This window comes from Cylindrospermopsis raciborskii Cr2010, assembly GCF_003367075.2.
Lineage (GTDB): Bacteria > Cyanobacteriota > Cyanobacteriia > Cyanobacteriales > Nostocaceae > Raphidiopsis > Raphidiopsis raciborskii.
The window spans coordinates 877,943-892,016 of sequence record NZ_CP065936.1 but is presented as its reverse complement, the minus strand read 5'-3'; the positions used below and the strand labels follow the sequence as shown (position 1 = coordinate 892,016).

The following is a 14,074-nucleotide window of genomic DNA, read 5'->3' as shown; positions in this document are numbered from 1 at the left end:
TGGGTGAAAAGGATTAAACAGATCATATAGATATATAATTCCATAACAATTAGAACTGTCCGCACCATGTTGAATTCTAGTGTTTCTCAAATTGAGACTTTCACGCTGACCACAGAGCCAAAGGGGGAGGATATAGAAATAGAGACTACGGTTGACATTCCTCCATTGCATCGAACTCAGGCGCTACCATCTAATGGTGATGGGAACATTGCTAATGCTTCCCGTTCCCTGGGCGCTCAAAAGTCAGAAGAATTACAAAAAACTCTTCTCGCCCACCGACACGAGCGCCATTTGGTCATCCTCCAAGACTTTCCTGACCCGGATGCTCTCTCTAGTGCTTGGGCATATCAACTGATTGCTCAACAGTATGACATCAAGTGTGAAATTATTTATGCGGGCACTCTCAGCCATCAGGAAAATATCGCTTTAGTTAAACTCACTGCCTTACCTGCTCAACGCTGTACAGCACAAAGCATTAAAACCAAAGATTTGGTTTCTTATCAGGGTTTTGTCTTGATTGATAATCAAGGAACTACTTCTGCTTTAACGTCTGCCCTTCAGCAAGCTGGAATCCCTTTGATTACCCTGGTAGATCATCATAGTTTACAGGGGGAACTCAAGGCCGAGTTTACTGATGTTCGTCCATACGTGCGAGCAACAGCAACTATTTTTACCCAGTATTTACAGTCAGGTCTACTCACCCTGGATAGCAGTATGGGACAGCATGTGAAATGTGCTACAGCATTGATGCATGGGTTAAGATCTGATACTAACCGGTTAATGCAAGCCCAGGAAGAAGATTTTATGGCTGCTGCATACCTGAGCAAGTTCTATGATGCTCAACTACTTAATGCCATTCTACAAGCTAATCGCTCTAAGCGTGTAATGGATGTTATTGAGCGTTCTCTGAAAAATCGCATTGTCCAGAATAACTTTTCTATAGCTGGTGTTGGTTATTTGCGGTATGATGACCGGGATGCCATACCTCAAGCGGCGGATTTTTTGGTGACAGAAGAAAATGTGCATACTGCCATGGTATATGGAATAGTACATGATGAGGACGATGAGTTGGAAGTGGTGATTGGATCCTTGAGAACTACAAAGTTGACCTTAGATCCGGATGAGTTTATTAAAGAAGCTTTTGGACAAGATAGTACGGGAAGATTTTTTGGCGGTGGACGCACTGGCGCTGGTGGGTTTGAGATTCCCATGGGATTCCTGTCTGGTGGTAATGAGAATTCCGCATACGCTAAGATTAAGTGGGAAGTTTTCGATGCCCAAATTAAACAGAAACTATTAAAACTAGTCAATCCCAAGGATAACCCAATCTAGTTAATACATGGCATGGACTTCTTTACACGCTAAAATACATCGCACAATCCGGAATCGTCATTTATTTGCACCCCATGAACATTTATTGGTTGCCCTATCCGGTGGACAGGACTCACTGTGTTTAATTAAGTTGTTGGTGGACTTACAAGTTAAATGGAAGTGGAAACTGGCGATCGCCCATTGTGATCATCGTTGGCGAGAAGATTCCCAAGCGAACGCGGATCATGTAAAAAATCTAGCAACTAGTTGGGATTTACCATTCCACTTACAAATTGCCACTGATCCGGTAAATAGCGAAGCTGATGCTAGGAATTGGCGATATGGAGTATTTAGGGAAATTGCTGAAGATTATGGTTATAAATACATCGTTACGGGACACACCAGTAGTGATCGAGCGGAGACCTTAATATATAATCTGATTCGGGGGAGTGGTGCTGATGGTTTACAGTCCTTAAATTGGCAAAGATCTTTAGGGAAGAAGACGATGTTAGTTCGTCCCCTGTTAGAGATTACCCGGGAACAAACTGGAAAATTTTGCCAAGACTTTGACCTACCAGTTTGGGTGGATAGCACAAATCAAAATTTACAGTACCCCCGAAATCGTATTCGTCAGCAGTTACTCCCCTATCTTGCAGCAAACTTCAACCCCCAGGTGGAATCCCATTTATCTCATACAGCAGAGTTGTTGCGAGCAGAAGTAGAGTATCTAGAACAAATAGCTCACCAGTTGAGGTTACAAGCCTTAACAAAGTGTGAAAATGGTGATTTACATCTGAATCGTCATTTATTGAAACAACAGCCCTTAGCTCTCCAACGCCGGGTGATCCGTCAAATATTGCATGAAGCGTTACCACAAACCCCCAATTTTGATCATATTGAAAAAATCACAGATTTAATTAACGCCCCCAATCGTTCTCAAAGTGATCCTTTTCCTGGTGGTAGCATAGCAATAGTAGAAAATGCTTCCATAGTTATTCAACAACCCATTCTAACTCCAAGAGAAAAAGAAAGTTAGAATGGGCTACAACCCACTTGGAAAACTCCCGAAAATATGGTCAGCAAACCGGACTTTGTAACAGACCCTCGCCAGAACCTACATGGCAAATTACCAGAAAATGCTGATGCTCCCCCTCAAAGATGAGCCAGAATGGTCAATGAAACGGTTACTTGATATTTTAGCAGGTCGAGCGATCGCACCTTTAAAGGGTAATGGTTGGGGTGGTGGTACAGTGATGCACCTCCGAATATACCCAGTTTGAGTATAGAGGAGGTTTTGGGCGATCGCTTATCTGATCTCAATATTCCCATTGTTTCCGATTTACCCTTTGGTCATGATAGCCCTAATGCAGCTTTACCTGTGGGGGTACAAGCAACATTAGATGCAGATCAGGGAATATTAGAAATTTTCCATGAAATTAAATCCATTTGCGATAACAACGAGCAGTAATTAAATAAGGATGAAAAACTTCTACAAATTTAGTTTGTAATGTCTGAAAAAACCTATCTAGCAATTCTGGTTCATCATGGTGAAAAGGATATTCTTGATTAAAACCTTTAAAGAAATACCAATTCATAATGATTTTTCCTGCATCATCTAAAGACTGATGAAACGTAAGTAATTGCTGAATAGGATCTGGTAAATGCTCTAAAACATCAAAACAAACAATAGTATCAAACATTTCTGAACTAGGCATTTCTTGACACAAAACTATTTTTTTGTCTAACCCTAATTGTTTAGCTCGATATTCGAAAAACTCGCAATTAATCGGATTAATATCAAAATAAAACACCTCTTTAACATTTGGCGAACGTGCAGCACCAATAGCATGAGTACCAATTCCCCCACCAAAATCTAATACCCTACCTTGGGCATATTTGGCAATTAATAGTAAAGTATTACCAATATAATCATGACTGTTTAAATGCCAAGCTCCAAGCTCAAAAAGATACTCATTTTTCACCTGATACTGATAGAAAGCTGTAGCTTTTTCCCAGTCAAAATCTTTATGGCCTAACTCAGCCATTTCTTTTTGACCAGCAGCTAATTTACTTTCTAATGTTTGCTCATCCAAACTTAAAAATCCCTGAAGATGTTGCTTTAAACTAAAAGCATCTTCCCAAAAGCTATTTAAAAAAGATGGAATAGGTGGTGTGATCATATTTTTCTACCTGCTGAATACAATAATTTAGCTAAATCATGCGTAATATTTGATATTATGCCTAAAAGCACATCAATTTCACAATTGTATCGGAAATTGACCTAAACTGCTGTATGATTCTAAGTACACACTCTAGCCTAAGTGCTGTACCTTTGTATTTTTAACATATTTTCATTGATAGGAGATCAAAATGCCTAGTGTTCAGGAAAACTTAAATACATGGTCTAATTACGATTGGACCCAACAGGGTAATGAATGGTCGAGTCCATGGGGTGGAACAGATAACTGTTTTTTTGGAACTATACATCCGCGAATTAAAACCTTTATTCCTGAGACAAAAACAGGAACAACAATATTAGAAATAGCTCCTGGTTTTGGACGTTGGACACAATACCTAAAGGATTATTGTCAAGATTTAATTATCGTAGATTTAACTGAAAAGTGTATTGCCGCTTGTCAAGAACGCTTTGCAGATTGTTCTCACATTACATATCATGTCAATGATGGAAAATCATTAACCATGATTGAAGATGAATCTATTGATTTCATTTTTAGTTTTGATTCCTTAGTCCATGTGGAAAAAGATGTCATTAAATCCTATTTACAACAGATAGCCCTGAAACTTAAACCCAATGGTGTAGGATTTATCCATCATTCTAACTTGGGCAATTATCTCAATCCCGCTACTGGAAAGCTAGAGGTAGAAAACATTCATTGGCGAGCAGAAAGCATGACTGCTAAACTATTTGAGCAATACTCCCAAGAGGCTGGCTTACAATGTTTTCACCAAGAAATAGTTAATTGGTGTGGCGATATTTTGTGTGATTGCTTTTCCTTAATTACACTAAAAAACTCTCAATGGAGTCAACCCAATCATGTAATTGAAAATCCGAATTTTGGTGCAGAAGCTCAACGTTTACGCCAAGTATCATAAAATAATTGGAGGTAAGCAAGATGCTTACCCCAAAAGATTTTGAATATTTTGCTGTCATATCATGTTCAGTAAAAACAGATAAGGAATAAGCAAACTATTGATTTTTTCTTATCTGTTTAAAATCTTCTCAAACCATTGTTCTACACGAGCGCCCATTGCTGCCAAAGAATATAAACTCTCTGCTTGCTGGCGACAATTTTGACGATCAATAGTGTGTACCCGTTTAACAGCATCTATTAAACCTTGTACACTATCTGGCTCAACCAAAAACCCAGTTTTGCCATCTTCCACTATTTCCACTAAACCGCCCCGACTATAAGCAATCACCGGTACTCCACAAGCTAAAGATTCTAAACCTACAGTGGGGAAAGCGTCTATCCAGTGGGGAGTAGCTAACATAGCTTGACATTCCCTCAGTCCCGCTTGTAATTCGTTTGTAGAGACAAATCCTTGGTAATCTATCTGTGCATCGGGATACGCTTGACGAACTTGCTGCCAATATTCCTCATTTTGCATCAAACCAAAGATTTTTAGAGGCATTCCTAAAGTATTTGCTGCTGCTACCGCATCTTCTAAACCTTTTTCTGGTGCTATGCGGCCTACCCAACCTAAGCTATTACCAGGTTGATCACAAAACTGATACAAAGACAAGTCTAATCCATTAAATAAACAAACACATTCATCAGGGCAAGGAAAAGTTGCAGCTTGTGTTTTTGAGTGAACACCAATAGCATGGGGAAACTGAGTTGCTACCTTGGCAATCATATCATCCATCGCATCCAGTAAAGAACTCATACTAATTAAATGGGCAACTGGACGATGAAAAAATTGCGTTAAATATAATGGCAACCAATCATAGCTAAAATTCAAAATTAAATCATAATTTCCCTGTACTTGATAAGCATAACTCCACATATTTGCTAAAACTGAATTTGTCGGAATCCCTATTTCTGCATCATACTTTTGATCTTGGGCGGCATTTTGTGTATTTCCGGGTATTTCTATCAAAGGTAACGAACCACTGCGAGAACCTGCTGGTGCGACAATATCTATTGTGTGTCCTCTTTGCTGCATTGCTTTGACAATATTGGGGAGGGTGACTTCTATTCCACCACCTAACCCTGAACCCAAAGCACCAACACCTGTGGACATAAATAATAATTTGTAAGTCGGTTGACTCATTATTAATATCCTCAATTAAAAATTGCAGTTATCATCATACATGAGTAACTCTACAAATTAAATAGGAATACTATATTTTTGTGATAATTTTTCAGCCTCCAGTGATTAATTATTTTTGCTTTGACATCGGGTAATTAATTTACCAATCTGAGTTTTATATATTGCGGCTTTGATTAAATGCGTGCAAGCATAATATATGTAGCCATTTAATTAGGCTATTAAAAAATCTAGCAACTAGTTGGGATTTACCATTCCACAAAATTTACAGTACCCCCGAAATCGTATTCGTCAGCAGTTACTCCCCTATCTTGCAGCAAACTTCAACCCCCAGGTGGAATCCCATTTATCTCATACAGCAGAGTTGTTACGAGCAGAAGTAGAGTATCTAGAACAAGTAGCTCACCAGTTGCGGTTACAAGCCTTAACAAAGTGTGAAAATGGTGATTTACGTCTGAATCGTCATTTATTAAAACAACAGCCCTTAGCTCTCCAATGCCGGGTGATCCGTCAAATATTGCAGGAAGCGTTACCACAAACCCCCAATTTTGATCATATTGAAAAAATCACGGATTTAATTAACGCCCCCAACCGTTCTCAAAGTGATCCTTTTCCTGGTGGTAGCATAGCAATAGTAGAAAATGCTTCCATAGTTATTCGACAACCGTTTCTAACTCCAACAGAAAAAGAAAGTTAGAATGGGCCACAACCCACTTGGAAAACTCCCGAAAATATGATCACTCGCCAAAACCGACACGCCAAATTACCAGAAAATACTGATACTAAAGGTCTCAATCAATCCCCGTCTTTAAAAGACGAGTTGTATCTGAGGTTTTATTTGTCCTCACCCGAGGAATTTGCCCTACCCTTAATTAGCATCAAAGAGGTAATAGAAGTTACTCCCAATCAAATCATACCCATTCCTAACACCTCCCCATTGGTTTTAGGAGTAGTCAATTGGCGAAGTCGGTTAATTTGGGTAGTAGACTTAGGAAAGTTTATGGGAGAAATGATACCTTTAAATCTAGAACGTAGATCACAAGTATCAGTTATTACGACTGAGTATGAAGACACCATAATTGGTTTAGCAGTAGACCAAATATGTGCTACGTTTTGGTTAGATATGGAATCTGTAGTAGCTCCAACCGATGTACCAGATGACACAGTTCCTTTTGTTCACGGGGAATGGCTAGATAGTGAAAATAACAAGTCCGTAAAACTGATTAATCAAAAAATAATTCTGCAAAGCGATAAATGGGCAAGTATGGTCAAATTTAATCAGGAGGAGAAATGATAAGTACAGATGAGCCAAATTCCAAATATCAGCAGGCATTAACAGCTTACATAAGAGGTGATTATCAAAGTGCTGCTACTCTAATAGACCAAGTAGTCAGCATTTTAGGAGAAGACCCTAATTCCCACCTGTTGCGGGGTAATATATACTATGCTCTAGGAAAATTTAAGGTTGCCAAAGCGGAATATGATCGGGTACTGGGTTTAACAAATAATCAAGAAATACTAGGTTCAGCTCGTCAAAAATTGCAAGTGATTGAACAGGAGCTAGTCACTGACAGCTCTGCTTTAAAGAGTGGTTCTGATGGTGCTTTCATTGGAGATCCCAGTAGTGTGGAACAACTGTTTTCCGATATAGAAGAAAATGATCCATCACACCTTTTGGAATCAGATAAAAAGTATAGTTATAACGATATGGACAAAATTGAATTCCTGGTTAATTTCGATGAATTTGATGATTTAAAAAGTATTTCATCTTGGGAACCGGTAGAAATGGATGAAAACATAGATACCCATGATGAATTAGCTGGTAACCATAACCAAAGGTTACTAGAAGATAAATCCGTAAGTACCCAAGATCCATTACCAGAGAATGTTCCCGTTCGACAAAATTCTTCCTTAAATGCTGTTTTAAAAAAACAGCAGTGGTCTACCGCACTAGTAGTAGGTTTTACCTCAGCCCTAACAGCTGCTGTAGTTGGCTTTGGAACCAGCTCATGGGTATCCCAACGTGAATGGATGAGAAATGCCAATTGGGGAGTACCGCTAGGTGCTGGAATTATAGGTGGAATCACTGCTGCTTCCATGGGTGGTCTGGCACATCAATCTGTTCGACGTGCTTTTCAGGAACAAAACTCCGGCCAAGCCAAAGAGTTAGCAGTCACTCTTAACTCCGTAGTAACTATGACCCAATCCCTAGAGGAAGTCAGGAAAATAGGTAAAGCAGCTCAAACCTCGGTTCATCGCGTTAATGACATTAATAGTCAAGTTAGTGAAGCTCTGGAAAACATGGTGGCGGAAATTTTGGTAGTTGGAGAAACCCTAACAAAAACCGAACCTCAACTAAAATACTTGGTCGAGTCTTGTCAAGAAATTAATTCCTTGGCTACCTTAGCATCCCAATTAGCCTCTCGTACTAATTTGTTAACATTAAATGTCAGTATTGAAGCAACAAAATCTGGCGTAGGAGGAAGAGGACTGGCAATTATGGCCAATGAAATATCCCAACTAGCAGATAAGACAGCTAAATCTATTAAGCAGATTCAAGACATGTTTGGAAACATTGATAAGGAGACTAACCATATCCTACTCACTATGGAAGGGAGTAAACAACGAGTTATCAATAGCACGAAACTTGCACAACAAGCTAGGCAATCTCTGGAAGATATTACTCCTATAATAGCTGATATAGACTCCTCAATTGAGAAAGCAACTCTTAACTCCCCCTAAATACCATTATTTAAACCTAGGTAAAAACAAAAAGTATGCATGATGCTAATAGTTTTTGGGAAGATACGGGAAACAAACCTGAAAAAAAACCTGTAGATGAGAATTTGGAAGATTTGATTAAGGAGTTGGAAGATAGCTTATTGGCAGGATCTAAACAAGTCTCATCACAAATAGTCAGGGAAAAGGGAGCTGGTCCTACTCCCACAGAGAGAAAATACCAAGTTGCCAAAATACCAGAGCCCTCGTCTCTTGCGGGTAAGGAGGGTGTCAATATTTCTTTTGATCATTTAAATCAAATGGCAAGTTTGGTGGGGGACTTGCTGACCAGTCACCATGTCCTAGCACATAATCACCAGTACCTGTGCCAATCTTTAGACCATCTGCTCTCTCAAATTCAACAGCTTTCTCAGATCGGTATCAGAATACAAGAGTTAAATGACCCATCTAGTCCTTTTTATTCCCTGCACCAAGAAATTATAGAATGTACTTCCACCATGGTGGAGTCCGCAGTAGATATTGATTTTGTTCAAGAGGAAATTCAAACTTTAAGTGAGCAGTGTGATCAAGTCACGGAAAAATTACGAGATAGTTGTGTCAGCATACAACGGATCCCTTTTGCTCGAGCTAGTGAACGATTACGTAATCAGGTGACTATTGATGGAGTGAAGTATGGCAAAAAGGTAGACTTGGTTATACAAGGACAAGAAACTCTTGTGGATAAGCTAATTTTACCCCACCTGACTGATTGTCTGATTTATATACTCCATCATGCTATGTCCCAGGAAACTAAAACTCCTTCAGTTCGCATTGCTTCTGGCAAATCACCTGCAGGAAAAATCACTATCCAGGTTTCTGTTAAGGGTAAATATAATCTCCTATCTATAACTTTTATATCTGTAGCTAATAATACTCTGGGAATTAACTACCATAGGCTAATCCAAAATTTGCTACCCATTCTTCACCAAGTTTATGGCACTATTAGCACTGATTCCTCTAGAACTTTGACTATCAAGTTACCTATTAGTTTAAGTGGTCTGACTGCTTGTGGAGCTATATGTTGTGTTTTCCATAACTACACAATTGCTTTCCATCAGGAATATGTGATGGAAACCATGGATATATTGGTGAAAGACCTGGCCAGGGATGCTAAAGGTAAACCATTTATCCGCTGGGGAGAACGGATTTTGCCTTTACGCACTCTCTCTGAAGTATTAGGATTTCATCGTCAAATTTTTAATACTCCCTCAACGGACAATGGTCAAAACACTTCTGTAGTTATTCTTCACCCCGGTAGTAGTGATATTGTAGTCGCTCTCCAGGTTGACCAGGTGTTGGGTGAAAGGGAAATCTTTGTTAAACAATTCCCGGGAATTTTACCCAAACCCACTGGTCTTGCAGGAGTTACCATTGACTCCGATGGTACTATTGTTTTTGTAGCAGACCCCTGGGAAATTATTACTCAATTAAATCTAGTGTCACCGACCTAATTAAGATCGGTGATTTGCTAGTTTAGGCAAAGGCTGCCGTTTTTACATCATTATTAGATAGGATATCCTGCAATTCGTCAGCATCCACCGTTTCTTTATCAATCAGCATTTGAGCAATTTGGTCTAAAATCTGACGGTTATTTAGTAGTACTTCCTTGGCTCGGGAGTATGCCGTATCAACAAGTTTGCGAACTTCTTCGTCAATTGCAGCGGCAGTCTCCTCCGAGAAATCCCGTTCGGACATGATGTCTCTACCTAGAAACATATTACCTTGCTGACGACCTAAAGCTACAGGACCCAAGCGATCGCTCATACCAAAACGAGTAATCATTTGTCTAGCTACTCTAGCTACCTGTTGCAGGTCGTTGGAAGCACCAGTGGTTACTTCTTCTTCACCAAAAATAATTTCTTCTGCTAAACGACCACCCAACGCAACGGCCATTTGATTTTCTAGATATGCGCGGCTATACAAGCCTGTATCCATCCGGTCTTCACTGGGAGTAAACCAGGTTAAACCACCTGCACGACCACGGGGGATAATGCTAATTTTTTGTACGGGGTCATAATCAGGCATTAATGCACCAACTAAAGCATGACCAGCTTCATGATATGCTACCAAGGTTTTGCGTTTTTCGCTCATTACCCGGTCTTTCTTTTCTGGACCTGCTAATACCCGATCAATAGCATCGTTAATTTCATCCATGGAAATTTCGGTCAAGTTGCGACGTGCTGCTAAAATTGCTGCTTCGTTCAACAGGTTGGATAGGTCCGCACCGGTGAATCCGGGAGTGCGACGGGCAATTCTATCTAGGTCTACATCTTTTGATAGGGTTTTACCTCTAGCATGAACTCTGAGGATTTCACTCCTTCCACCATAGTCAGGACGGTCTACTACTACTTGACGATCAAATCGACCAGGACGCAATAGAGCTGAATCAAGAACGTCTGGACGGTTAGTGGCAGCAATAATGATAATTCCTGTATTACCTTCAAAACCATCCATTTCCGTTAGTAATTGGTTGAGGGTTTGTTCTCTTTCATCGTTACCTCCCCCTAAACCTGCTCCTCTTTGACGACCTACCGCATCAATTTCATCAATGAAGACTATACAGGGAGCATTGGATTTTGCCTGTTCAAACAGGTCTCGCACTCTAGATGCACCCACACCCACGAACATTTCCACAAATTCTGATCCGGAAATACTGAAGAAGGGTACACCCGCTTCCCCTGCTACTGCTCGTGCTAATAGGGTTTTACCTGTCCCTGGTGGTCCTACTAATAATACACCTTTAGGAATTTTCGCGCCAATAGCAGTAAAGCGATCAGCATTTTTTAAAAAGTCTACAACTTCATTTAATTCCAGTTTGGCTTGGTCAATACCCGCCACATCCCCAAAGGTAACTTGGGTTTGGGGTTCCATTTGCACTCTGGCTTTAGATTTCCCAAAGTTCATCGCTTGACTACCAGGACCACTCTGGGCCCGACGTAGTAGGAAAAATAAACCTACTAATAGCAATACAGGGAAAAATAGGCTACTGAGTGCTCTAAACCAAAATCCGTCGTCTGTTTGAGGTAGTACGGCAATATCTACACCTTTATTGCTTAGGGTGTTGATTAAATCTGGGTCGTTGACCAGGATGACCCGCTTTTTATTCGGATCATATTTTGGTGTCACCACCGCTGTGGTCCGATCTGAACTGAGGCTAACTCTTTCTACCCGCCCCTGTTCCACCTGTTGGATAAATTCACTATACCTCCACGTTTCTACCTGTGGCGGTTGATTGTCAAAAAACGCTGTCCCTAAGGCTATTACTACTATAAATAACAGCGCGTACAGCCCCGCATTTCTCCATCTCTTGTTCACTGAGGTATATCCTCCTAGTTTTGGGCGTTAGTCTAAGTTCTCTAAAATAAGAGAGATTTTATGAGAATTATGTTAACTTATTTTAAGATATACCAAAACTTCACTCCTGTCATGATAGAAATAATCTTTTGATCTCCCAAAAGCATGAATGTCTAGGATTATATTCTAACCTCTCTTGACAATCCTGCACCATATATATGGGAACTATCTCTACCACGCTGTTGCTATAGGCGATCGCCTCTAGGTTTTTGACCAGGTTTCCTGTCCATGGTTCTTGCTTGACGGGAATTTGATTTTTTTGTAAGTGCCCGATAATGAGCGATCGCTCGATTCCCGGGAGAATTCCCTCTGTGAGAGGTGGTGTCCACCAGCAGTGGTCTTTCCAACCCCAGAGGTTACCAGTGGCAGTTTCCAGCCAATTTCCCTGGTTATCTACTAAGATTACTTCTTGGGCTTTGAGACTTTGGGCATTAGTTTTTGCCAACCAAGGAGCCAGATAGTTACCAGTTTTATGCTCGGGTAGGGAACGGTTCCATCTAACATCGCCAACAGCGACCATTATACCATGATTTTGTCTTTCAGCTAGGTTTTCTGGGAGGAATCTACCTGTAATCCATTCTCGACCATCGGGGAAAACAGTGATTCTGATGACGGGGAAATTTTGTGAAAGTATTTCCGCACCTTGACGTATAGATAGCCAATTAGGCTCTTTCCAGTCAAATGTCTCTAGAGTAGATTTTAAACGAAAGCAGTGAGCATGCCAACTAGTTAGTCTATGATTTATACAGCTTTGATATACCCTAATAGTTGTAAAAACTGTAGCTCCGTAAATTAGTCCTGGGTCATCAACATCTAATGTCAGTGTTGTTGATTTTATCAGTTGACCACAATACCAATACATCATCCGTTCCTATTCATAACCGAAAAAGTCAGTCCCTTTCAGGAAAAATAACAATGGGTAAACCCAAGTTATTAACAACTACCTTACCACCTAAATTTTCAATTTCGCCAATAGCAATTTGTCGAGTTTTACCATCCATATTATTTTGTAAAACCATGCTCCAGGTGGCAATACGAGCAAACTTACTGTCAGGATTCCTCAAAAGGAAATTAGCAGTTTTTTCAGAGAAGAAAACCACTTTTTGCGCCTCTGGATCATCATATTCCCGCGCCCAAGTAGCAGCTTTTATAAAAGACTGACGAGCTGCTTGATGATCACCTAAAAATAATAACTCATCAATACCCTTATAACTCCACACATAATAGGACTTTGGCGGTAATTTGGGGGAGAGCAATTGTAAATTAGTCGTCATTAGATTAACAGCAGTTTTAGGCATCCCAGCATATAAAGAGGTGCTAACAGAAAGACTTAAATAAGCATCAAGGAATCTTGGATCATGTTTGAGAACGATTTTTAAAAACTCCGGACTTAGACCATAACCAGTCCTCTGTCTTTGCTGGTCATCCCCAAAGTATTGTAAAAACTCGATATACACCCATTTAGAGAGTATATTGTTATAACCAAAACTGGGCATGTTATCAAGCAATTTAAGACGTAAAGCATTTTTCTGGTCATCTTTTTCCACAGACTCCCCTGACCTATTTTCTGGAGCGGTTACCAATTCCTGTAGTCGTAGGTACTGATTGGAAGTCACAGCGAGAATAGACAGGCTAAAAACCAAGGGAGCAATAATCAATTCGCGAGCTGATAGCATAGTAAAATTTACTCTTGTTAAGTTTTTTTAAAAACAATGGAAAAAAAATCTCAAGTAGTTAATAATGCCCTAGTGGAGTGCTAATGGAAACCCATACAGTCCTATCCACACTTTTTCACATAGTACCTAAAAGTAAGTATGTCTGAAACCAACCTCTCCGCCAACCTAGAAATCCAAACAGTGCAAATTGAAAAGGTCGAGTCAGCAAAAGTAAATAAGTTCCAAAGCCAGCTTAACAATTTAGATTTTAAGAGCAATGCTGTGAACTTGAGTAGTGTCATGGATATTGTTAAGACAGTCCTTGCAGATGTAATTGAGTTACAAATTGAAACTTCTGTTATTGATGAGTCATCATATAACAACAACGCTTCTAGTGCCAAACCAGAGAACAAAATGGTAACCCGTATTAACCTGGTTGATGGTGACATTAGAAATGAAATAGGTACTAGCTTCATTGGTAGTGGTCCCTATGTAGAGCTGAGGGAATTTCATTTGAGCCAAGTTCAGGAAGGTCGGGAAATAATCCAAAAAAACATAGAAAGCGTGCAAAAACTGGGTGAGATTTTGATGTCAATGGTTAAACAAAGTCAAAATAGCCAAAGTTCGCAACTAGCAAAACTTCCCTAGCATTTATCCACGGTACTTAATGCGGAGAGCAACCC

Annotated in this window: 12 protein-coding genes and 2 pseudogenes; 9 read left to right on the top strand and 5 right to left on the bottom strand. The window is 40.0% G+C overall.

Features of this window, described 5'->3' with window-relative positions; genetic code table 11:
- The first annotated feature begins 66 nt into the window (after positions 1-66).
- The 3 genes and pseudogenes from C6N34_RS04095 to C6N34_RS04085 all read left to right on the top strand — a co-directional run.
- Positions 67-1,332: a DHH family phosphoesterase gene (locus C6N34_RS04095; protein ID WP_006278786.1), complete on the top strand. Its 1,266-nt coding sequence runs from the start codon at positions 67-69 to the stop codon at positions 1,330-1,332.
- Between the two features lie 7 nt (positions 1,333-1,339).
- Entirely contained in the window at positions 1,340-2,347 is a 1,008-nt protein-coding gene (gene tilS / locus C6N34_RS04090) for a tRNA lysidine(34) synthetase TilS (RefSeq protein WP_115539153.1), read from the top strand.
- 103 nt (positions 2,348-2,450) lie between these two features.
- A pseudogene (locus C6N34_RS04085) lies at positions 2,451-2,779 on the top strand (hypothetical protein); the annotation flags it as partial.
- Here C6N34_RS04085 and C6N34_RS04080 read toward each other — a convergent pair.
- Positions 2,748-3,491, bottom strand: coding sequence for a class I SAM-dependent methyltransferase (locus C6N34_RS04080; RefSeq protein WP_115539152.1), 744 nt, complete (start codon positions 3,489-3,491; stop codon positions 2,748-2,750). The pseudogene C6N34_RS04085 and the gene C6N34_RS04080 overlap by 32 nt on opposite strands.
- 190 nt (positions 3,492-3,681) lie before the next feature.
- Here C6N34_RS04080 and C6N34_RS04075 point away from each other — a divergent pair, with 190 nt between their 5' ends.
- The gene (locus C6N34_RS04075; protein ID WP_115539151.1) at positions 3,682-4,425 is read left to right on the top strand and encodes a class I SAM-dependent methyltransferase; all 744 of its coding nucleotides are present in this window, start codon (positions 3,682-3,684) and stop codon (positions 4,423-4,425) included.
- A gap of 108 nt (positions 4,426-4,533) precedes the next feature.
- On the opposite strand, the gene C6N34_RS04070 is transcribed toward C6N34_RS04075, so the two are convergent.
- Positions 4,534-5,607: a glycosyltransferase family 4 protein gene (locus C6N34_RS04070; RefSeq protein ID WP_115539150.1), complete on the bottom strand. Its 1,074-nt coding sequence runs from the start codon at positions 5,605-5,607 to the stop codon at positions 4,534-4,536.
- Between the two features lie 256 nt (positions 5,608-5,863).
- On the opposite strand from C6N34_RS04070, the pseudogene C6N34_RS04065 reads away from it, so the two are divergent.
- From C6N34_RS04065 to C6N34_RS04050, 4 genes and pseudogenes are all read left to right on the top strand, one after another.
- A pseudogene (locus C6N34_RS04065) lies at positions 5,864-6,301 on the top strand (TilS substrate-binding domain-containing protein); the annotation flags it as partial.
- A gap of 36 nt (positions 6,302-6,337) precedes the next feature.
- Positions 6,338-6,898 (top strand): chemotaxis protein CheW, encoded by a 561-nt coding sequence (locus C6N34_RS04060; RefSeq protein WP_115539149.1) that lies wholly within the window; start codon positions 6,338-6,340, stop codon positions 6,896-6,898.
- Positions 6,895-8,346: a methyl-accepting chemotaxis protein gene (locus tag C6N34_RS04055; RefSeq protein ID WP_115539148.1), complete on the top strand. Its 1,452-nt coding sequence runs from the start codon at positions 6,895-6,897 to the stop codon at positions 8,344-8,346. The genes C6N34_RS04060 and C6N34_RS04055 overlap by 4 nt, the downstream gene beginning before the upstream one ends.
- 35 nt (positions 8,347-8,381) lie before the next feature.
- Entirely contained in the window at positions 8,382-9,833 is a 1,452-nt protein-coding gene (locus C6N34_RS04050; RefSeq protein ID WP_115539147.1) for a chemotaxis protein CheW, read from the top strand.
- Between the two features lie 22 nt (positions 9,834-9,855).
- Here C6N34_RS04050 and ftsH3 read toward each other — a convergent pair whose 3' ends face one another.
- The 3 genes from ftsH3 to C6N34_RS04035 form a co-directional block, all read right to left on the bottom strand.
- Complete coding sequence (gene ftsH3 / locus C6N34_RS04045) at positions 9,856-11,697, bottom strand: ATP-dependent zinc metalloprotease FtsH3 (RefSeq protein ID WP_006278775.1); 1,842 nt, start codon at positions 11,695-11,697, stop codon at positions 9,856-9,858.
- Between the two features lie 109 nt (positions 11,698-11,806).
- Complete coding sequence (locus C6N34_RS04040; RefSeq protein ID WP_006278774.1) at positions 11,807-12,598, bottom strand: aminotransferase class IV; 792 nt, start codon at positions 12,596-12,598, stop codon at positions 11,807-11,809.
- A 28-nt stretch (positions 12,599-12,626) separates the two neighbouring features.
- A complete protein-coding gene (locus C6N34_RS04035; RefSeq protein ID WP_115539146.1) occupies positions 12,627-13,412 on the bottom strand; it encodes a hypothetical protein in 786 nt (261 codons plus the stop codon).
- A 138-nt stretch (positions 13,413-13,550) separates the two neighbouring features.
- Here C6N34_RS04035 and C6N34_RS04030 point away from each other — a divergent pair, with 138 nt between their 5' ends.
- Positions 13,551-14,039: a hypothetical protein gene (locus C6N34_RS04030; RefSeq protein ID WP_057178558.1), complete on the top strand. Its 489-nt coding sequence runs from the start codon at positions 13,551-13,553 to the stop codon at positions 14,037-14,039.
- Positions 14,040-14,074: the final 35 nt, after the last annotated feature.